Origin of the sequence: Rhizobium changzhiense, from assembly GCF_013087625.1 — a bacterium.
Lineage (GTDB): Bacteria > Pseudomonadota > Alphaproteobacteria > Rhizobiales > Rhizobiaceae > Rhizobium > Rhizobium sophorae.
The window spans coordinates 136,817-157,280 of the sequence record NZ_JABFCQ010000005.1 but is presented as its reverse complement, the minus strand read 5'-3'; the positions used below and the strand labels follow the sequence as shown (position 1 = coordinate 157,280).

Annotated in this window: 19 protein-coding genes, 1 tRNA gene and 1 pseudogene; 12 read left to right on the top strand and 9 right to left on the bottom strand. The window is 59.9% G+C overall.

Going from position 1 to position 20,464, the window contains the following annotated elements:
* Positions 1–16 precede the first annotated feature (16 nt).
* The 5 genes from G9X68_RS23635 to G9X68_RS23615 form a co-directional block, all read right to left on the bottom strand.
* Positions 17–1,660 (bottom strand): ABC transporter substrate-binding protein, encoded by a 1,644-nt coding sequence (locus G9X68_RS23635; RefSeq protein ID WP_171604467.1) that lies wholly within the window; start codon positions 1,658–1,660, stop codon positions 17–19.
* A gap of 37 nt (positions 1,661–1,697) precedes the next feature.
* The gene (locus G9X68_RS23630) at positions 1,698–2,756 is read right to left on the bottom strand and encodes a dipeptidase (RefSeq protein WP_171604466.1); all 1,059 of its coding nucleotides are present in this window, start codon (positions 2,754–2,756) and stop codon (positions 1,698–1,700) included.
* Positions 2,757–2,903: 147 nt separating this feature from the next.
* Positions 2,904–3,929 carry an ABC transporter permease gene (locus G9X68_RS23625; RefSeq protein WP_011653996.1) on the bottom strand — a complete coding sequence of 342 codons (1,026 nt, stop codon included), beginning with the start codon at positions 3,927–3,929 and terminating at the stop codon, positions 2,904–2,906.
* 34 nt (positions 3,930–3,963) lie between these two features.
* Entirely contained in the window at positions 3,964–5,505 is a 1,542-nt protein-coding gene (locus G9X68_RS23620; RefSeq protein ID WP_171604465.1) for a sugar ABC transporter ATP-binding protein, read from the bottom strand.
* Between the two features lie 70 nt (positions 5,506–5,575).
* Positions 5,576–6,505 carry a sugar ABC transporter substrate-binding protein gene (locus G9X68_RS23615; protein WP_171604464.1) on the bottom strand — a complete coding sequence of 310 codons (930 nt, stop codon included), beginning with the start codon at positions 6,503–6,505 and terminating at the stop codon, positions 5,576–5,578.
* A 371-nt stretch (positions 6,506–6,876) separates the two neighbouring features.
* Between G9X68_RS23615 and G9X68_RS23610 the strand changes: the two genes are divergently transcribed.
* Positions 6,877–7,374, top strand: a complete 498-nt coding sequence (locus G9X68_RS23610; RefSeq protein WP_171604463.1) for a DUF1993 domain-containing protein — start codon at positions 6,877–6,879, stop codon at positions 7,372–7,374.
* Between the two features lie 106 nt (positions 7,375–7,480).
* Here the strand turns inward: G9X68_RS23610 and G9X68_RS23605 are convergent, their stop codons facing one another.
* A complete protein-coding gene (locus G9X68_RS23605) occupies positions 7,481–9,025 on the bottom strand; it encodes an alkaline phosphatase family protein (RefSeq protein WP_171604462.1) in 1,545 nt (514 codons plus the stop codon).
* The gene (galE, locus tag G9X68_RS23600; RefSeq protein WP_171604461.1) at positions 9,003–9,986 is read right to left on the bottom strand and encodes a UDP-glucose 4-epimerase GalE; all 984 of its coding nucleotides are present in this window, start codon (positions 9,984–9,986) and stop codon (positions 9,003–9,005) included. The genes G9X68_RS23605 and galE overlap by 23 nt, the downstream gene beginning before the upstream one ends.
* Before the next feature lie 245 nt (positions 9,987–10,231).
* On the opposite strand from galE, the gene G9X68_RS23595 reads away from it, so the two are divergent.
* Positions 10,232–10,876, top strand: coding sequence for a ThuA domain-containing protein (locus G9X68_RS23595; protein ID WP_171604460.1), 645 nt, complete (start codon positions 10,232–10,234; stop codon positions 10,874–10,876).
* A gap of 57 nt (positions 10,877–10,933) precedes the next feature.
* Positions 10,934–11,503: a GNAT family N-acetyltransferase gene (locus G9X68_RS23590; protein ID WP_171604459.1), complete on the top strand. Its 570-nt coding sequence runs from the start codon at positions 10,934–10,936 to the stop codon at positions 11,501–11,503.
* Between the two features lie 34 nt (positions 11,504–11,537).
* On the opposite strand, the gene G9X68_RS23585 is transcribed toward G9X68_RS23590, so the two are convergent.
* Entirely contained in the window at positions 11,538–11,792 is a 255-nt protein-coding gene (locus tag G9X68_RS23585) for a DUF2934 domain-containing protein (RefSeq protein ID WP_171604458.1), read from the bottom strand.
* Between the two features lie 200 nt (positions 11,793–11,992).
* Between G9X68_RS23585 and G9X68_RS23580 the strand changes: the two genes are divergently transcribed.
* The 5 genes and pseudogenes from G9X68_RS23580 (at position 11,993) to G9X68_RS23565 (ending at position 17,952) form a co-directional block, all read left to right on the top strand.
* A complete protein-coding gene (locus G9X68_RS23580) occupies positions 11,993–13,429 on the top strand; it encodes a DUF6880 family protein (protein ID WP_171604727.1) in 1,437 nt (478 codons plus the stop codon).
* Between the two features lie 36 nt (positions 13,430–13,465).
* Positions 13,466–14,026, top strand: coding sequence for a DsbA family protein (locus G9X68_RS23575; RefSeq protein WP_171604457.1), 561 nt, complete (start codon positions 13,466–13,468; stop codon positions 14,024–14,026).
* A gap of 303 nt (positions 14,027–14,329) precedes the next feature.
* Entirely contained in the window at positions 14,330–15,958 is a 1,629-nt protein-coding gene (locus G9X68_RS23570) for an ArnT family glycosyltransferase (RefSeq protein WP_171604456.1), read from the top strand.
* 4 nt (positions 15,959–15,962) lie between these two features.
* A pseudogene (locus tag G9X68_RS32075) lies at positions 15,963–16,075 on the top strand (thioredoxin); the annotation flags it as partial.
* Between the two features lie 428 nt (positions 16,076–16,503).
* On the top strand, positions 16,504–17,952 hold the full coding sequence (locus G9X68_RS23565) for an adenylate/guanylate cyclase domain-containing protein (RefSeq protein WP_171604455.1): 1,449 nt from the start codon (positions 16,504–16,506) through the stop codon (positions 17,950–17,952).
* A 127-nt stretch (positions 17,953–18,079) separates the two neighbouring features.
* On the opposite strand, the gene G9X68_RS23560 is transcribed toward G9X68_RS23565, so the two are convergent.
* A tRNA-Ser gene (locus tag G9X68_RS23560) sits at positions 18,080–18,169 on the bottom strand.
* Positions 18,170–18,473: 304 nt separating this feature from the next.
* Here G9X68_RS23560 and rplU point away from each other — a divergent pair.
* The 4 genes from rplU to G9X68_RS23540 all read left to right on the top strand — a co-directional run bounded on the left by rplU (position 18,474) and on the right by G9X68_RS23540 (position 20,461).
* The gene (rplU, locus tag G9X68_RS23555; RefSeq protein ID WP_003543907.1) at positions 18,474–18,791 is read left to right on the top strand and encodes a 50S ribosomal protein L21; all 318 of its coding nucleotides are present in this window, start codon (positions 18,474–18,476) and stop codon (positions 18,789–18,791) included.
* A gap of 33 nt (positions 18,792–18,824) precedes the next feature.
* Positions 18,825–19,094, top strand: coding sequence for a 50S ribosomal protein L27 (gene rpmA / locus G9X68_RS23550; RefSeq protein WP_003543909.1), 270 nt, complete (start codon positions 18,825–18,827; stop codon positions 19,092–19,094).
* Between the two features lie 126 nt (positions 19,095–19,220).
* Positions 19,221–19,877 (top strand): GNAT family N-acetyltransferase, encoded by a 657-nt coding sequence (locus G9X68_RS23545; protein ID WP_027668026.1) that lies wholly within the window; start codon positions 19,221–19,223, stop codon positions 19,875–19,877.
* Complete coding sequence (locus G9X68_RS23540) at positions 19,874–20,461, top strand: GNAT family N-acetyltransferase (protein ID WP_171604454.1); 588 nt, start codon at positions 19,874–19,876, stop codon at positions 20,459–20,461. Before G9X68_RS23545 ends, G9X68_RS23540 begins: the two co-directional genes overlap by 4 nt.
* The last annotated feature ends 3 nt before the right edge of the window (positions 20,462–20,464 follow it).

Below are 20,464 nucleotides of genomic sequence, written 5' to 3'. Positions count from 1 at the left end.
GACCAATCCTGCCGGACTATTCCTTGGCGATCGGACCGACGAAATTGGTGTCGAAGCTCGGACCCAGTTTGAAGTCCTTCAGGCTCTTGCGGTAGCCGGCCACCTCGATCTGCTGGAAGATGAAGATGAAGGGGCTGTTTGCCAGATACTTCTTCTGGATATCCTGGTACATGGCGGCGCGCTTGGCGGCGTCGCGCTCCAGAAGTGCCGCCTTGGCTTGCTTGTCGAGCTCCGGCGCTTCCCAGCTGTTGCGCCACGCGAGCGTCTTCACCGTGCCCGCATCGGAATTGTCGGGATTGCCGGTAAAGGTATCGGCATTGGAATGCGGATCGAAATAGTCCGAGCCCCACTGGCCGATATACATATCGTGGGTACGGGCGCGGTACTTGGTCAGCGTCTGCTTGCCGTCGCCGGGGATGATTTCCATCTTGACGCCGGCCTGCGCCAGCGTCTGCTGCATCGATTCGGCGATACCGGTCACCGGCTGGCTGTTGCGCACATCCATGGTGATCGAGAAACCGTCGGATACGCCGGCCTTGGCCAGCAGTTCCTTGGCCTTGGCGACATCGAGCTTGTAGGGATTCTCATCGAGTGCGCCGAGCTGGCCCTTCGGCAGGAAGGTCTGGTGGATCTCGCCGATCCCCTTGATCAGCGTTGCACCGATCGCATCGTAGTCGACCAGGTATTTGAAGGCCTCCTGGACTTCCGGCTTCTTCAAGTTCTCGTTCTTGTTGTTCAGGCTGACATAATAGATCGTGCTCTTCGGCGCACTCGTCGTCGCCAGATCGGCATTCTTCGAAACGGCGTCGAGGTCACCCGGCTCGAGATTGCGGGCGATATCGATGTCGCCGGCTTCGAGCGCCAGCCGTTGGGCCGAACTTTCCTTCATGTAGCGGTAGATGACGCGGTTGAGCTTTGCCTTGTCGCCATAATAATTGTCATTGCGCTCCAGCACGACGACTTCGTTGGCGCGCCATTCGCGCATCTTATAGGCGCCGGAGCCGGCATAGCCGGTCTTAAGCCATTCATTGCCGAAGTCGTTGTCGTATTTGTGCTCGGCATCCGGCGTCACCGCCTTCACATGCTCCAGCACCAGCTTCTTGTCGACGACGGAAGCGACCGTTGCCGTCAGGCAATTGAGCACAAAGCTCGGCGCATAGGCCTTGTCGACCGTGAAGACGAAGGTGCCGGCATCGGCCGCCTTGGCCTTTTCCGTGACGTTGTCGCCGGTCAGGCCGAATTGGGTGAGGATGAAGGCCGGGCTCTTGTCGAGCTTGACAGCACGCTCGAACGACCAGGCGACGTCTTCGGCGGTGATCGGGTTGCCGGAGGCGAATTTCAGACCTGACTTCAGCTTGAACGTATAGGTAAGGCCGTCATCGGAGACGCTCCAGCTCTCGGCCAGATCGCCCTTCACCTTGGACGTGTCGTCCATGTCGAGACGGACAAGCAGGCTGTAGCTGTTGGTGGTGATTTCGGCCGTCGAAAGCTCGAAAGCCTCGCCCGGATCCATCGTGATGATGTCGTCGATGGCGAAGCCTTCGACCAGCGTATCCTTCGGCGTCTCGGCAAAGGCCGAGGGTGCCGCCATCATCAGGAGCGAAAGAGCGGCTCCCGCCGAAAGCAGGCGAAAACTGCGGCTGAGTTTGGTCATCATCATGGTCTGTTCCCCTGTTTTTTGATTGGATACGAAAGGCTTAGGCGTGGTCCTCCCGCCAAGCTTGAGCCAGAATACGAAGCCAGTTTTCACGGGCAAGTTTTGCCAGGTCGGCGTCAGCATAGCCAACCTCTCTGAGAGCGGCAATCAGCTTCTGATTACCGGCTGCATCACCGATTTCCTCGGGAATGGTGGCCCCGTCGAAGTCCGATCCGAGCGCCACGCAGTCGATGCCGATGCGGTTCACGAGATAGTCGATGTGGCGGATCATATCGGCAAGCGGCGTATCACTGTCCGAGCGACCGTCGGCGCGCAGCATGGCGGTGGCATAATTGATGCCGACCAGCCCGCCGCTTTCGCGGATCGCATCGAGCTGCCTGTCCGTCAGGTTGCGCGCGACCGGCGTCAGGGCGTGGGCATTGGAATGGCTTGCGACCAGCGGCTGGTCCGTCTTCTTCGCCACGTCCCAGAAACCCTTCTCGGTGATATGAGCAAGGTCGATCAAGATACCGAGGCGATTGCATTCCCTGACCAGCGCGAAGCCGGCATCGGTGAGGCCGGGCGCCGTGTCCGGTGACATCGGGAAGGCGAAGGGCACGCCGTGACCGAACACATTGTGCCGGCTCCAGACCGGCCCGAGCGACCGCAGCCCTGCCGCATAGAATACCTCGAGCGCCGCGAGATCGGCGCCGATCGCCTCGCAGCCTTCCATATGCATGACGGCGGCGAAAATGCCGTCCGCCATAGCGCCGCGGATATCCTTCACCGTCCGGCAGAGCCGCCAGGCGCCGGCCTGATCGAGCCGCAGCGCGATGGCCGCCATTTCATTGGCGATGGCAAGGGAAGGCAGCGGATCGAGAGGGGCCGCCATCGGCGTCACATAGCGGCCATCGGCATCCGGATCGGCGAAGACGAGATCGCCCGAGGGAATGTAGATGGCGCAGAGACCGCCTGAAAGACCGCCCTCTCTCGCCCGATGCGCATCGATATGGCCGACCGTCGTGCCGTCTGCGAATTCCGCGATCGGGTCGCTGCCGTCTTTTGAATGTGTCCAGAGTCGAAGGAGAACGTCGTTGTGACCGTCAAATACGAATTGCATCTGTCTTCCTGCGCTGCCCGATCGGGCGAATGAAGCGGCCAGAATAGAAAAGCTGACGGAATTCGCCACCTCTTTTTTTAGAAATCCATCGGCGCTGAAAACGAAACGGGGGCCGAAGCCCCCGCAAAAACCATCGTATGCCAGAGATCAGTGCTTGCGGCGTTTCTTCTGTCTGTAGACGTCGATGACGACGGCCGCGACAATGATAAGGCCTTTGACGATCTCCTGGTAATAGGCATCGATCCTGAGGAACGTGAAGCCGGAGGTCATGACGCCGAGAATGATGGTGCCGATGACGGTGCCGGTGATGCGCCCGACACCGCCGGTGAGCGAGGTGCCGCCGATGACGGTCGCGGCGATCGCGTCGAGTTCATATCCGACGCCCATGCTGGCCTGTGCAGTTTCAGCACGCGCCGCGGTGACGATACCCGCAAGGCCCGCGAGCAATCCGGCAATCACATAGACCTTGACGAGATGCGCCTCGATGTTGATGCCGGAAACGCGCGCGGCCTGCGGGTTCGCGCCGATGGCATAGGTAAACTTTCCATAACGGGTGTAGCGCAGCGCAATATGAAAGATCAGCGCAACGACCAGGAAGACGACAACCGGCCAGGCTTTCGTCCCGATGAAATGAAACTGTTCGGTGATCCCCGAAACCGGCTGTCCCTTCGTATACCACTTGGCGACGCCTCTGGCTGAAACGAACATGCCAAGCGTTGCAATGAACGGCGGGATCTTCGTATAGGCGATGAGCGCGCCGTTCGCGAGACCGGCCGCCGCCCCGATTAGCAGACCAACGACGATCGGCACGAAAGCCGGCAGGTCGGTCAGCGAGGGAAAAACGGCCCGTCCCCAGGTCGAGGACTGGGCGAAGCTTGTTGCGATCATCGCCGTCATGCCGACGACCGAGCCCGACGAAAGATCGATGCCGCCGGTGATGATGACCTGCGTAACGCCGACGGCAATAATGCCGATGACGGAGACCTGCAGGATCATGATCGTCAGACGCTGCGAATTCATCAGGAAGCTTTGGCCGATGAACATCCAGCCGAGCACTTCGTAGATGAGCGCGATGCCGACGAGCACGAGGAAAATGCTGAGTTCCGTCGGTATGCGCCGCCGCCTTTGCCGGGTTGCGAGCGGAGCCGCGCCCTCTGCTGCCTTGGTAGTCATGTCAAACCTCCCTTGGATGATCGCCGTCGACGCATCACTGCGCAGCCAGCTCCATCACCTTGATCTGCGTTGCTTCGTCGCGATTGAGGAAACCGGTCACGCGCCCCTCGTGCATGACCATGATGCGGTCGCTCATCCCGAGAACCTCGGGCATCTCGGACGAGATCATGACCACCGCCACACCGTCTCGCGCCATCTCCACGACCAGCCGGTGGATTTCCGCCTTGGCGCCGACATCGATACCACGCGTCGGCTCGTCGAGGATGAGGATGCGCGGATTGGTGAGCAACCAGCGCCCGATCAGCACCTTCTGTTGATTGCCGCCCGAAAGATTTTCCACTCGCTCGTAAAGATTGGGCGTTTTCACGCGCAGCTTTTTTGCCATGTCTTCGCAGGTTGCCTCGACTGCGCCCTGCTGCACCAAGCCGCCCTTGACGTATCTGTCCTGCAGAACGGCGATCTGCATGTTCTCGAGAATATCGAGGATCAGCAGGCAGCCGGTATCTTTCCGGTCCTCGGTCAGGAACGCCATCCGATTGCGGATGGCCTCGGTCGGCGAAGAAATGGTGACTGGCTTGCCGTAGAGCTCGATCGAGCCAGAACTTGCCGGCGTCACCCCAAACAGCGTTTCGGCGACATTCGACCGGCCGGAGCCGACGAGGCCGGCCACGCCGAGGATTTCGCCGGCCCTGACCTCAAAGGAGACGTTCTTGAAGACGCCGTTGAGACAAAGATCCTTGACCGAGAGCACGACCTCGCCGATCGGCACCTCTTCCTTGGGGAACATCTGGGTGATCTCGCGCCCGACCATCATGCGGATGATGTCGTCGCGGGTGACGTCGGTCGAGGCATGGGTGCCGATATATCGGCCGTCGCGGAAGACGGAGAACTCGTCGGCGATCTCGAAAAGCTCGTTCATCTTATGGGTGATGTAGACGATGCCGATGCCTTGGGCCCTAAGGTCGCGGATAATACGGAAAAGATGCTCGACCTCGCGCTCCGTCAATGCCGAGGTCGGCTCGTCCATGATCAGCACGTCGGAATTATAGGAAACCGCCTTGGCGATCTCAACCATCTGCCGGTTGGCGACCGAGAGGTGCCGAACCTCGATATCGGGATCAATGTCGATATTGAGCCGGGCAAACAGCTCCTCGGTCATGCGATGCATGCGGCCGTGATCGATGAAACCCAAGCGGTTTTTCGGTTCGCGGCGGATCCAGATATTTTCCGCGACCGTCATGAATGGCATCAGGTTCAGTTCCTGATGGATCATGGCAATCCCGTTCTCCAGCGCATCGAGCGGAGATTTCAGCCGGATCTCGATCCCTTTCAGGCGGATATCGCCCTTGTCGGGGATATAAATGCCGGCGAGGATCTTCATCAACGTCGATTTGCCGGCACCGTTTTCGCCCATCAGCGCATGCACGGAGGCGCGCTTCAGCCGGAACTGCACGTCGTCGAGTGCGACGACACCCGGAAATTCCTTGCGAACGCCCTCGGCGCTCAAGAGATATTCCGCATTCGGAACTGCACCACTCGCGCGCACGGCGGCCATGGTTGTCGGGCTGACGGCCATATCATCTCCTCCGGATACGGACAGGCGGAAAGGATGCGGGCAAAGCCCGCATCCTGCTTGGCATTTCGCCTCAGTTCTTGGTGACGAAGTCCTTGACGTTCTCAGGCGTGACGAGCTGGAAGGGAATGTAGACCTTCTTGTCGACCTTTTCGCCCTTGGCAAGCTTGAGCGCCGCGTCGAGCGAGCCCTTGCCCTGGCCGGCAGCATCCTGGAACACGGTGACGTCAAGATCACCCGCCTGCATGGCAGCAAGCGCGTCCTGCGTGGCGTCGACGCCGCCGACGACGACCTTGGTCATATCCTTGCCGGCTGCCTTCAGCGCCTGGATGGCACCGATCGCCATTTCGTCGTTGTTGGAGATCACGGCGTCGAATTCGATGCCGCTGGAGAGCCAGTTGGTCATCAGGTCGGCACCCTGAGTGCGGTCCCAGTTCGCCGTCTGCTCTTCGACGATTTCCAGGCCCTTGCATTCATCCGTCTTGATGACGTCATGGATGTCCTGGGTGCGCATGCGCGCAGCCTGGTTGGAGAGCTCGCCCATGATGACAACGGCCTTGCCCTTGCCGCCGAGAATGCGGCAGATTTCCTTGGTTTCCAGCGTGCCGGATTCCTGCTCGTTGGAGGCGACGAAGGCCTGATTGTCCGGCAGCGTGTCGACGTTGACCGGCTGACGGTTGACGTAAACCAGCGGAATGCCCGCATCAGCCGCGAGCTTCGACATTGCCGTGGTGGCATCGGTGTCGACCGGGTTGACGATGATTGCATCGACCTTGGAGGCGATGAAATTCTGGATCTGGCTCTGCTGCTTGGAAACGTCGTTCTGCGCGTCTTCGACCTGCAGCGTCACACCGCTCAGTGTCTTTGCATAATCGGTCATTCCGTTGCGCAGAACCGTCAGGAAATTGTCGTCGAACTTCGCCATCGAGACGCCGACGGTTTCCGCGTGAGCGGCCGTCGACATGACGAGCGCCATCGCAGTGCCCAGGATAAACTTTTTCATTTTACTTCCTCCACAAAGCGGTGCCCGGCTGCACCCTCCTCACGCCGGAGCTCCAGGCATTTGCTCTGAAGCCGCAATTCCTTGCGCCACCTCTCCCGCGGCGCTCCGCAAAACGGAACAAACAAACCGTCAAATCTGTTCTGCGGAATATTCATTCCATTTTCTGGGAACGGCGTCAAGTATCTTTAGCGGCGACCAGATACGGATGAAGCGCAATGCCGCGGGCGTTCACCGCCGGCGCCTGCATTTCCTGCGTTGTGAAAGGCGAAGCGAGCATCCATCTATGCGGGGTCGAAGACAGGCCGAGAGCCGCAGGCGTCTTTGATCTCTCGCCGCGGCCCAATCATTTGAAGATTTTGGAGACAGGACAGATGTCCATTTCGATCTATCGCCTTACCGTTCCGATGTTCCAGCGCGGCCTCGCCGGCCTGAAAACCTACCTCGACAAGGCCGAAGCCTATGCCACGGAAAAGAATATCGATCCTGCCATATTGGTCGCCGCTCGCCTTGCGCCCGACATGCTGCCGCTCTCCGGCCAGTATCAGCGCGCCAGCGACAGCGCCAAATTCGCGCTCGCCCGCCTGACCGCGACCGACGCCCCGAAGTTCGAAGACAACGAAACGACGCTCGATGCCCTGCGCGAGCGCCTGGCAAAAACCGAAGCCTATCTCGCCACCTTCTCGGCCCAAGCGCTGGAAGGCGCTGAAAGCCGTGAGATCACCCTGCCGGGGAAGAGCGGTATCGTACTCCCCGGTGACGAATATATCGCCACCTTCGCCCTGCCGAACTTCTATTTCCACGTCGCGACGGCTCACGCCATTCTGCGCAACCAGGGCGTCCCGATCGGCAAGCGCGATTATCTCGGCTGAGCCACTGCATAATTCCTTAAATCGGAATCGATTTAAGGATAAAATTATGCAGTGATTCAAAGTGTTACAGCGCTGCGCGTCTGAAAAGACGCGCAGCGCTGTAATGTCAGGGCCGGTGCGTCACCGGCCCTCTTTCCGTCAGCTCGGTATAGGCAAGCGTCTGGTCGAGATGCCGTGCCCGCAGCGACAGCAGCTTCTCGGCATAGGCGAGCCGTATCGCCGCATAGGCCGGATCCGCCGCGACATTGTCGAGCTCCATCGGATCGTTGCGAAGATCGAAGAGCAGCGGCGGCAATGCGGTAAAATGCACATATTTGAACTGTCTGTCGCGGATCACCGCGAGATTGCATTGGTTGGACCGGAGCCCGAAATGCCGCTCGGCCTCGCCATGCGCAATGTCGCGGAAATCGAATTCCCAAAATACCACATCCCGCCAACCCTGTCCGCTCCCGCCGTTGACGAACGGCATGAGCGACCGGCCGTCGAGCCCGTTCTTCGCGTCGATGCCGAGCCTTTGGCAAAGTGTCGGAAAAATATCCGCAGCACTGGTGAAATCGTCGACGATCCCGCCCCGAGCACCGCTTGCGGGATCGCGAATGACAAGCGGAATATGATAACTGCCGTCGAAGAAGCCGCCCTTGCCGAGCGTCCAGTGATCGCCCGCCATCTCGGCATGGTCGGAGGTGAAGACGATCAATGTATCGTCCCAGGCGCCAGCATCCTTCAGGGCTTGCCAGATGCGGCCGAGCTGCGCATCGACCTCCGATATCATCCCGTAATAGATCGCCCTTATCGTGGCGAAATCCTCGGCGTTCCAGTCGCCGAGCGGTCCCGTTGCGCCGTGGATGAAGTTGCCCTTCTCAACGCGCGGCATGGCATAGGCGAGATAGGGATGACTGTTCTCTTCCGCTTCGCGGTCTTCCGCGCGTGCAAAAACCGGTCCGTCCCCCGGCTTGAACATTCGGTTGAACGGCTCCGGCACGGAGAATGGCGGATGCGGACGTAAGAAAGAGACATGCGCGAACCACGGCCCGTCCTGTTCGCCCATCCAGCGGATGAACTCGCCGGCCAGGAACGCCGTCTGGGTCTCGTCACGCGAATAGGCTGGCGCTGCGGTTGAAATTTCTCCGGCTCTAGCACCAACAGGAATATGGATATCGCGGCTGACGGCATCCGCATGGCCGCGGGACCTGAGCCAGGAGAGCCATTGTCTTTCATGCTCTGGCAGAAGCTGGCGGGCGGTAAAACCCGGGAGCACGCCTTCATAACTCGTCAGATGCGGATCGCCGGCATCCATGCCGCGCGGATCGGGTGCCGTATCCGTATAGCCGAACAGCGTCGGGTCGTATCCCGCCCGCCGGGTCGCCAGTGCCAAATTGTCGAAGCGGGCATCGAGCGGCGAACCGTTGCGGCAGACCCGGTGGTTCATCTGATAGAGACCGGTATAGAGTGTGGCCCTCGCCGGCGAGCATGGTGCCGCCCCGGCATAGTGCCGCCGGAAGAGCGTGCCTTCGCGCGCCAGCGCATCGACACCAGGCGTCTTCACGCAGGCATGACCGACGGCCGACAGGCAATCGCCGCGCCACTGGTCCGCCGTGATCAGCAGGATGTTCGGCCGACGCGCCTTTTCAATGCTGGTTGGATTTCGCATGCCAGTCCCAGGCGGAGCGGATGATCTCGGACAGATCATACTGCGGCACCCAGCCGAGCACGTCGCGCGCCTTGTCGTTATTGGCGACCAGCGTATGCGAATCGCCTTCGCGACGGCCGATATATTCGACCGGGAAAGGCCGGTTCGACACGTCCTCGATGGCGCCCAGCAATTCCTTGACTGTCGTGCCGGTGCCGGTGCCAAGGTTGAGCGCGACGGAATCGCCGCCCTTCAGCAGATATTCGACGGCGCGCACATGCGCATCGGCAAGATCGAGCACATGAATATAGTCGCGCACGCAGGTGCCGTCGCGGGTCTCGTAGTCACTGCCGAACACCTTGAAACCCTGGCGGCGACCGAGCGCCGCGTCGATCGCTAGCGGTATCGCATGCGTTTCCGGCTGATGCCATTCGCCGATCCGGCCCTCGAAATCGGCGCCAGCCGCATTGAAATAACGCAACACCACCGAGCGCAGGCTCCTGTACTGGTCGTAATCGGCAAGCGCCTGCTCGACGATATATTTCGTCCGCCCGTAGGGATTGATCGGCACCTGCCGGTGCGTTTCGTCGAGCGGCACGCTCTGCGGCAGGCCGTAGGTCGCGCAGGTAGAGGAGAAGACGAAGGCGTTGATATCAGCCGCCTGGGCTGCTGAAAGCAGCGTCAAAGTACCGATCACATTGTTCTCGTAGAAGGAAACCGGATCCTTGACCGATTCGCCGACCTCGATCAGCGCCGCGAAATGCAGGATCGCCGCCGGCTTGTGCTTGGCCAGCACCTCATCCAGCCGGGCGCGATCGCGAATATCGCCCTCTTCGGCCGGCCCCCATTTGACGAACTCGCGATGGCCGTTCGAAAAATTATCGAAGACGACAGGCCTATAGCCCTTGTTCGCCAGGTCGAGGCACGTATGCGAGCCGATATAGCCGGCACCGCCGACGACAAGAACCGTTTCACCTGCCATGCACCACCCTATTATTCGTGAGAGATGAGGGAAACCTAGACGAGATACACGTCAATAAAAAGAAAGAACTGCGATCGGCGTCAACGGACAATACGTCAAATGCCGAAGCCGCCCGCCCGTGCCCTTGTGCCGGGCCGGCAATATTCATGAATTATTCGCGTGATTTGCATAGCCGCCCGATCTAAGGGGCTTGCACCAGCATATGATGATCAACGGTCTACAGCCATCAGGCAGGGAGAGCGCGAATGAGGAAGGCATTGGTCGTTTGGGGAGGCTGGCAGGGCCACGAGCCGGAGCAATGCGCTCATATTGTCGCCGATCTGCTGCGCGAGGACGATTTTACGGTCGAGGTGACCGGCGATCTCGGCGCGTTCGGATCTCCGACGCTGGCGAAAGCCGATCTGCTGGTGCCGATCATCACCGGTGAAAAGCTTGAGAAGGAACATGCCACTGCCCTCGTCGAAGCCGTGCGCGGCGGGCTCGGGCTTGCCGGCCATCATGGCGCGCTCGCCACGTCCTTCAAGGAAAGCGCGCCTTTCCGCTATGTCTCCGGCGTCACCTGGGTCGCTCACCCCGGCAATATCATCGACTTCCGCGTCGCCGTCACCCGCCAGAACGATCCCGTCATGGAGGGCATTCCGGACTTCGACTATCGTTCGGAGCAATATTATCTCCACTATGATCCGACCGTCGAAATCCTGGCGACCACCACCTTCACCGGCGCCTACGATCCGGCAGCCCGCAATGTGGTGATGCCCGTCGTCTTCAAGCGCCATTTCGGCGCCGGCCGCATCTTCTATTCCGCCCTCGGCCACGTCGCGGCCGAATTCGACCATCCCTACATGCCGCTCATCCTGCGGCGTGGTCTGAGTTGGGCCGCCCGTCAGTAGCGTTGGAGAACGGGGGAGCGGTCTTGCCAATCGCCCACCCGCGCCTAATCTCCCCGTATGCCGGATCGCTTCTCTTTCCTTCCCGCCACTGCCGACCGCTTGACCGATATAGAAGCAGTCTTCGACGATTGCTCCGGCGGCCGGAATTGTCGCTGTGCCTACTGGTACCTTCCGAATGCCGACTACAAGGCAGGTTGGGGCGAGGGAAATCGCAACTGGTTCCGAAGCCTGCTCGCCGGCTCGCGCGCGCCGGGCATTCTCGGCTATCACGAGAATGAGCCGGCCGGATGGTGCGGTGTCGCGCCACGCGCCGTATTCGACCGGCTGCACCGTTCAAAACCCTTTGCTCCAGTCGATGACAGGCCGGCCTGGTCGATCAATTGCTTCATCGTCCGCAAGCCGTTCCGGCGGCAGGGCCTGTCGCGACTGTTATTGAAACACGCCGTCGAATTCGCAAGCGCGAACGGCGCCGAATGTCTCGAAGCCTACCCCGTCGATCAGGCAGCCCGTACTTCGAACGGAGCCGAGCTCTATCCGGGAGCGCTCTCGATGTTTCTGGATGCCGGCTTCGTCGAAGTGGCAAGACGCCTGCCGGCAAGACCGATCGTCCGCCTGGAATGCCGCTGAATATTTCGGCAACCCAGGGATTGATAAATACGGCCTAGCGAGCTGCCTTGATCTGCCGGTCGTTCTCGACGGCGGGCGCCCCCGCGTCATATATCCGCATCAGCCGCCCGGCTGCTTTCAGCTTCTCGATGAGATCGTTTCCGTCAGGCGAGGCCTTCGTCAGCTCGAGCTGCTCGAACTCCCTCAACGCCTGCGCCCAATGGCTTTCCCCGCGGCCATCCGGCCTGCCTTCCGATTCCCATAGTGAATAAGCGCGCTGGCTGACCCAGGCGTCTTTATTATGACTCATAATCAACCCCAGCGAGAAATTTGGAAGCAATATTCGACAGGCACCAAGGTGCCAAAACCGGCTTTAGGAGTCGTTACGAGGCAGCGTTAGTTTTTAGCTAATAGCGAGGTGCCGAAGGATTATCCCGTGCATACATTCCCGGACCTTGGCCTCGTACTGCCTGCAGGGTAGGGTCAGCCGCAGAAACGACAGCGATGACGATGGCAGCCAAGACGACACTCAATGCGAAAAATCTCGAATCCCTTGGAGCGCAGCGCCTTGCCGAGCTGCTGATCGAGGTCAGCATGGGCAGTGCCGCCCACAAGCGACGGCTTCGAATGGAGCTTGCCGGCAATCACGGCAGCGCCGAGGTGGCGCGTGAGGTGCGAAAGCGGCTTGCGAGCATTGCCCGGGCTCGCACTCTCATCAACTGGCACAAAGTGAAGGCGCTGAAGAGCGATCTGGAAACGCAGCGCAAAACGATCGCAGAGACCGTTGCTGCCGATGATCCCCAGGAGGCTTTCGAACTGATATGGCAGTTCCTCGCACTGGCCGATTCGATCTTTGAGAGGTCCAACGACCGCGGCGGTTCGCTCATCCAAAGTTTTCACCAGGCTTGCGAGGATGCTGCTGCAATTGCTGAGTCCGCCAAAATCGATGCCCATGTTCTGGCCGATAAGGTGTTCAAAGCCGTGCAGGACGATAGCTACGGCCAGTACGACAACCTGATTGCCGCGATGGTGCCAGCCCTCGGCAAGGATGGTCTCGATCGCTTGAAAACCCTCGTCGCCCAATGGTCCAAGGAGCCGAAAGACAAGCCGGCGGAAGAGGAGCGCAAGGTCATTGGCTGGGGCAGCGGCGGCGCGATTTACCAAGATGAGATCGCCGGCACTCACCGGGATCTGACGGTGCGCATAGCCTTGCAGCAAATTGCTGACGCTCAGGGCGATGTTGATGCCTACATTGGCCAGCATCCCGAGGAGACGCGCAAGGCGCCGATGATTGCGGCCGACATCGCCAATCGTCTGCTTTCGGCCGGGCGGGCGAAGGAAGCGCTGCAGACGCTGGATGGGGCCGACAGGAGAGGCTGGGCCGAAATGCCATTCGAATGGCAGCTTGCTCGCGTCGAGACGCTTGAGGCTCTGGGGCGCGCAGAGGAGGCACAGACCTATCGATGGGCGTGCTTCGAGCGGTCGCTGCATGCCGGGCACCTCAAGGCCTTCCTCAAGCGATTGCCGGATTTCGACGATCTTGAGGCCGAGGAGAAGGCATTTGCCCATGCCCGGGCTTTCCCGGACGTCCACCAGGCACTTGTCTTTTTTCTGAATTGGCCGGCACTTGCCGAGGCGGCAAAACTGGTGGCGATCAGGAAAGCGGAACTGAACGGCGATCTCTATGAGCTGATGACGCCGGCGGCCGAAGCTCTGGCGGAGAAACATCCGCTCGCAGCGACCATTGTCTTGCGCTCCATGATCGATTTCGCACTCGATGACTGCCGGCCCAGCCGCTATAAACACGCGGCGAGGCATCTTGCGGACTGCGCGTCGCTTGCGCCTCATATCGATGACTTCAGCAACATAAGATCCCATGACGCCCATGTCGCGGAACTCAAGCGCCGGCACGGCAAGAAGCATGGCTTTTGGAGACTGGTACCTTAAGTCGCTTCGGATGTTTTACCTTCAGAAAGGAATCCCATGACGACCCCTTCCTGGCACGCCGATCCGCTCACCTGGGGAACCGGCCCCCGCATCTTCGAAGCCTTTCTGGAGCCGACTTGCCCTTACTCGGTCAGAGCGTTCAACAAGCTCGACGAACTGCTCAGCCATGCGGGCGAAGACAAGATCACCGTGAAGATCCGCCTGCAGTCACAACCTTGGCACATGTATTCCGGCGTCCTTGTCCGCTGCATCATCGCAGCCTCGACGCTGGAAGACGGCAAGCAGACAGCAAAGAAAGTGATGGCCGCCATCGCAGCCCATCGCGAGGAGTTCGAATTCGAGCGTCATGCCGGCGGCCCGAATATGGATGTGACGCCGAACCAGATCATCGAGCGCCTGGAAGGCTACAGCGGCGTCAAGCTGAAGGAAGCCTTCGCAATCCCGGACCTCGACCGGGAGATCAAATGGCATTGCAAATATGCCAGGCAGAACGGCATCCATGTCTCGCCGACCTTCATGATAGATGGGCTGGTGCAGCCCGATATGAGCAGCGGCGATGAGGTCGGAGTCTGGGTGAAGAAGGCGCTGGGGAGCTGACGCTGGCCATGTGCCAGAGACTATCAAAAGGTGAGCCGTCTCTCACCGATGCCCTATCGTGTTCGTACGGGGATGGAATCAGTAATCAATCTGGGCTAATTGCTTTTTGAGGCATTGCTGATGAACTGCCATCATGACAAAGCCGCCCCGCAAGCCTTCCAAACCGGTGCTCGGTGAAGCCTACGAGCCACTTCGCAGCCGACAGCGCCGACGGCCTAATCCCGCTCAACCAAATCTTCCTCTCGATCAGATGCCGGCGCGTATCGCGCGGTGTCGGGCGTCAGTGGGAAGGACACGGTTCAGATGAGCGACGACCCGAAATTGAATCGAGCCGAAGGTCAGCAATGTCAGCAGCAGACGAGCGACTGGGACATGGTTGCTCGCAAATACCCGAGCCTCGACACTGCGATCTTGCTGGGGATCCTGTTTATTGCCATCGTCTTCAGGTTTCATAAGATCACCTTACCACTGGTCGACGGCTTCAGCTGGCGCGAGATAAGCACCGCAATGATGGCCGACAATTTCCAGCAGCGCAGCTGGAACATCTTCTTTCCGGAGGTCAGCTGGACCGGGCCCGTGCCAGGCTATCAGGGCCGCGAATTCCAGATCGTCAGCTATCTCACAGCCTTGCTCTACCAACTCTTCGGTTGGCACGACTGGTTCGGCCGCGTGGTTGCGGCATTCTTCGGTCTGGTGACGGTGTTTTCGCTACACAGGCTGACGGCACTATGCTGGGACAGGATGCACGCCCACGCGGCGGCACTCGCCTACGCGCTGATGCCGGCGGCGATCATGATCGACAGCTCGTTTCTTCCCGATCCCGCGATGCTCGCCTTGGTGACCCTTGGCGTCTGGCTGTTCGTCAAATACTGGACCGGCGGCAGCCCCTGGCTCTTGCCGCTTGCCACGGTCAGCTTCTCGCTCGGCGCACTGTCAAAGCCGCCAGGCCTCGTCGCCGGCGCCGTTATCTTCTATTTGATGGTTTGCTGGATTCTGGAGAAGAAGCAGAAGCAGGCAACCGCAGTCTTCCTGTGGGGGCTTCTGAGCCTGGCTATCATCGCCGCTTATTACATCTGGGCGATTTATCTCGGCCGCAGCTATCCGCCCTTTCATATCGCCGGCGGCGGTTATATCTGGGATGACGGCTTCCGGGCATACGTTAAACAGAGGTTCTACTTCAAATCGGCGTGGAACACGTCGGTCTGGTGGTTCTACGGCTATCCGTTCATGGTGCTGCTCGCGGTCGGCTTATGGATGCCGCCCAGACCCGCCGAAGACCCGAAGCAACGCACCCTTTCGGCCATTCCCTATGTGTGGCTGGCTGCGGCCTTGATCATCTATCTGGCGGCGGCAGGCGAGATCACCAGCAATGTGTGGAACTTCCACATCTTCCATGTGCCCGTCGCGATGTTCTGCGGCCGCGGCGGGCTTCTTCTGGCAACGCTTGCATCGCGAACGGTTCTGACCCCCGCCGTCGTGCTTCGCGCGATCTTCATCGTGGCCATCGCGCTTGCCTGGTCGACCTTGCCCCTCGTCAGGACAATGAAGAAGCCAATCGCCATGAACGGCAAGCTGCTTGGCGAGGAACTAGCGCGGCTGGCGCGACCGGGCGATCTCGTTGTCGCCACCGCACCCGACGTCGGCGACCCCGTCGCAGTCTACTACAGCAGGGTGCGCGGCTGGGTGTTCCCGCCTGGAGGAGGCGATGCGGACTGGTCGAAATTCGTAGCGGATGACGCCACTGCCATCGCGCAGCTCGATGAACTGCGCGCGCAAGGCGCGGATCTGTTCGGGGTGACCAAGAACGCCACCGACCATCAGGACTTGCGGTTCGTCGAGCATCATGTTGGCGTCATCGATTATCTGGACAAGACCGCAACCAAGCTTGTGGATTCGGACGATTTGCTGGTCTATAGGATCACCCGCCCATGAGCCGCGACAGTCTGGCATCCATGTCTCGCCGACCTTCATGATCGACGGGCTGGTTCAAGCCGACATGAGTTAGCGGCGATGAGGTTGGAGTCTGTGATGAAGGCGCTGGGCAACTGAACCTGGCCGAGTGCCAGAGGCTACCTCCCCCGCTTATTTGTCTGCTGCCAGTTCTTGACCGCCATGAATATCATGTGTCGCGATCTTCCCAATCGCTTATTCCCTGGTTCAAGACTGGTTTCGCAAGCTAAACGCCATGTAGCTGCGTGCCACGCCGCCGGACCCAGGCTTGCCAGCGGCCTCTGAGTTTTCGGATCGTCCGCCATCTGGTCTCCAATAACTTGGTGACGACCTGCATCGTGCGCCTCTGGAAGCGTATTCGCAAAACCCCCGCTCCGGTCACGACCTTGTGTCAGCAGGGTTCATTCGGTAGAATTGGGGCTGGCAATCTACAGCGGCGGGTGAAGGTTCGAACATGTAGGTCATTGGGAACTCGATCCCGGCGACGCACTGAAATTCCGCTCGTAACGCCTTCGGACAAGTTGACCATGACTGGCGTCGACGATCGGCTTCTCGAAAGTAAGATGATCCAGATCGAGCAGGCTCGATCCTGGAGCCCGCGCGTGATCTCTGAGTTCGAAGCGCTAATCAGGGACGGCAACGATCTCTCCCTTTATCGTGTCAATCCGCTGGCGTTCGCACGTGACCGCGCGATAACTGACACGGAATCCATTGATCTGTTCCTCCATGCCACCCGATGCGGCCTGTTCGAGATGACTTGGGATGTGCTTTGTCCCCAATCTGGAATGGTGCTCGACAGCTTTGGCGCCTTGCGCACGCTCAAGACCCATTATGTCTGTGGCTTGTGCGACGTATCGGGTGAAACTGACCTCGATGACTTCATCGAAGTTACGTTCTCCGTGTCGCCGCATCTTCGGCGGCTGCCGTTTCATGATCCCGACTCGCTCTCGGTCGAAGACTTCCACTGGAAGCTTCGCTTCGCCAACGACGGCAAGCTGCCCGGCCAGCAAGCTCGATTTCTCGACTACCTGCGCGGACTGGTCCGAGGCCTCACTTATCTGCCGCCGAGCTCGAGCGTCACGCTACGGGCGGAACTGGGTCCTGGTGTTCTCTCCGGCGTGAATGTCCAAACGCAAGCCGCCTTCATGACGCCGATATCGGGTGAGCCGGCCACAGCGCCGACGCTGCTGCGGGTCAGGTATGATGGGCAACGCTTTTCCCCGACCCTCGCCGTTTTATCGCCGGGTCCTTGTATTATCGAGGTGGAAAATACAGGACTCGTTCGTGGCTCACTGCTTTTGATAAACTGGCCGCCCGAGGTGGCAGCCCTGACAATCAAGCCGCAGCTCGAATTCGAGCCGTATATCTCCGGCGGGATGTTGCTGGCAAGGCAGACCTTCAGGCGCCTGTTCCGGTCCGAGCGAGTCGACGAGCGGGAAGGGCTCGGCATTCGCCAAGTGACTTTCCTCTTCACAGACCTAAAAGGTTCAACGGCTCTGTATGAGCGCCTGGGCGACCTCAACGCCTACGCCTTGGTGAGAGAGCATTTTGCTCTCCTCGAATTGACGGCACAGCAACATTCCGGCGCCATCGTAAAGACGATCGGCGACGCAGTGATGGCCGTCTTCTGTCGCCCAACAGACGCAGTCTCGGCCGCATTGCAGATCTTAAAGGAAATCGAGCGTTTCAATCTCGAACATGGTGAGCCGGGGATCATCCTCAAAATCGGCGCACACTGCGGTCCATCGATAGCTGTCACGCTAAACGATAATCTCGACTATTTTGGTCAGACCGTAAATGTTGCCGCCCGCGTGCAATCTCTGGCAGATGCTGGCGAGATCTGTATCTCGGAAGCGCTCTATACGGCGCCAGGCGTCATTCATCTCCTGACCGGCCACCATGTCGTGGAATTTGGTTCCTCACTCCACGGAGTTGAAGGCAATGCTTCCGTGTATCGCATCATCAACGGGCCATAACCGCCTGCGTCGCCCCTCTTGTGGACGGGTTGCTTCATCCGCGCCGCGGATGCGGCCCTGCAATCGAATGTGGCGTACGCCAACCGTACGTTTTCGCACGTGCTCCATTGCATGATAATTATGTTTATGGCGGAGAGGGTGGGATTTGAACCCACGATACCCTTGCAGGTATGCCGCATTTCGAGTGCGGTGCATTCGACCACTCTGCCACCTCTCCGCGGTCTGGTCGGCGCTTGTTCGGCGCGGGCGTTCTCATAACGGGCAAATGACAGGCTGGCAAGCCGAAAAGTCGAAGCATTCCATCCTTTTGCCTTGACACCTTTTTGTCACTCGCGTATCTCGACCGCGCAATAGGTTTGGAGAAATCCGCGCCTTGGCCGTCCCGCGCTCGCGCGGGGCTTCACCGGCAGGACGAGTTCGAGGATTACACCTCTGAAATCCCTGCTTAACTTCGACTGATAAAAAGACAGCCACCTGCTGGATTAGCGGGGAGCGCTGGAACGAACATGAAAGGATAAAAAATGTTCGCAGTCATCAAGACCGGCGGTAAGCAGTACCGTGTGGCAGCCAACGACGTACTGACCATCGAAAAGCTGGAAGCCACCGCTGGCGACTCCATTGAATTCACCGAAGTGCTCGTGATCGGCGAAGGCGCCGACGCTGCGATCGGTGCGCCCTTCGTTACCGGCGCCTCTGTCAAGGCAGAAGTCGTCGAACAGAACCGCGGCAAGAAGGTCATCGCCTTCAAGAAGCGCCGCCGTCAAAATTCGAAGCGTTCGCGCGGCCATCGTCAGCATCACACGGTCGTCCGTATCACGGACATCGTGGCTGCCAAGTAAGATCAACGGGACAAGGTTTAAAGGAGAACTCCAATGGCACACAAAAAAGCTGGCGGTTCCTCGCGCAACGGTCGCGATTCTCAGTCCAAGCGCCTTGGCGTGAAGAAGTTCGGCGGCGAAGCCGTCATCGCAGGCAACATCATCGTGCGTCAGCGCGGTACTGAGTGGCATCCGGGTTCCAACGTCGGCCTCGGCAAGGATCACACGATTTTTGCACTTACCGCCGGCAATGTGAACTACCGAACGAAGGCCAACGGTCGCGTCTACGTGTCTGTCATGCCGAAAGCGGAAGCAGCGGAATAAGCCGGTAGCGCTCAAAAACAGCCGGCGTCTCATCGACCCGGCTGGCCGTATCAGGTTCAGTCTAGAAAACAGGGGAGATGGGGCGCCATCTCCCCTTTTTCTTTACCCCTCAAGGAGGACTGAACCATGCAAGGCGAATTGTTAAGGGTAGACCAATCAAGGTCTCCCCGGGAAGACCAGCGGTCTTCCACGGAGCGGCTGAGGCCGGAACGGTTAAGGACCGATTGCCCTGTCTTGTTATCGGAAAGGCTCGTCATGCGCGCGCCCCACGAAGAAGACATCGACGCCCTTGCCCATCTCGCCAATAACGCCAAAGTCGCCACCATGGTATCGCGTATGCCGCACCCTTATACCGCCGATGATGCTGCCGACTTCGTGCGTCGCACGAAAAATGGCGAGATTGGCAAGTGCGTCTATGCGATCACCAAGGCCGAAAACGGCGCCTTTATCGGCTGCTGCGGTGTGGAACCGCAGACGGACGGCAAGACCGTCGAGATCGGCTACTGGCTGGGCGAGCCCTATTGGAACAAGGGTTATACGACCGAGGCCTGCCATGCCCTGGTCGATATGGTATTCAGGACCCGCCAGGACGTCGATCAGATCGACGCCCGTTGCCGGGTAATGAATGTCGCCTCGCGCCGCGTCATCCAGAAGTGCGGCTTCCAGTTCCAGGGTTCGGGGCTCGCCGCCTCGCTGGCGCTCGGCAGCAACGTGCCGGTGGAATGGTACAGGCTCGACCGCAAGACCTGGATGTCCCTCAGAAGCTGGGGGAACATCGCATGAGCACGACTGCGCTGCAAAGGCCCGAGGTCAAGCCGATGATGCCCGGCCCCGCGCCGGTCATCTCGACCGCCCGGCTGACGCTCCGCCCCCACAGGCTGAGCGATGCGCCTGATATCGCGGAATCGCTCTCCGATTTCGCGGTCACGCGCATGCTGTCCCGCGTACCCGCGCCGTTCGACCGGCAGGATGCGCTGGACTGGCTGGTCCCGGTCACCTCGGGCACCCTGCCCGACTGGCCGCTGGCGATCACCGATAAGGACGATGTCCATATCGGCAACGTCTCGATCGAGCTGCGCCACGGCCGCTGGCACCTCGGCTACTGGCTGAACCGCTACTACTGGCGGCGCGGCTATATGAGCGAGGCGGTGGCGGCGATCATCGAGCGCTTCTCGCGCCGCATGCCGGAGACGCCGATCTATTCCGGCGTCTTCGCCGACAACCCGGCTTCGCTGCGATTGCAGGAGAAGCTCGGTTTCCGCATGACGGGTTGCGGCGAAATCTACTGTTTCGCCCGCAACACCATGGTGTCGCACATCGAAACCGTGCTGCAGCCGGGCATGCTGCAGCCACGGAAGGTTGCCTGATAG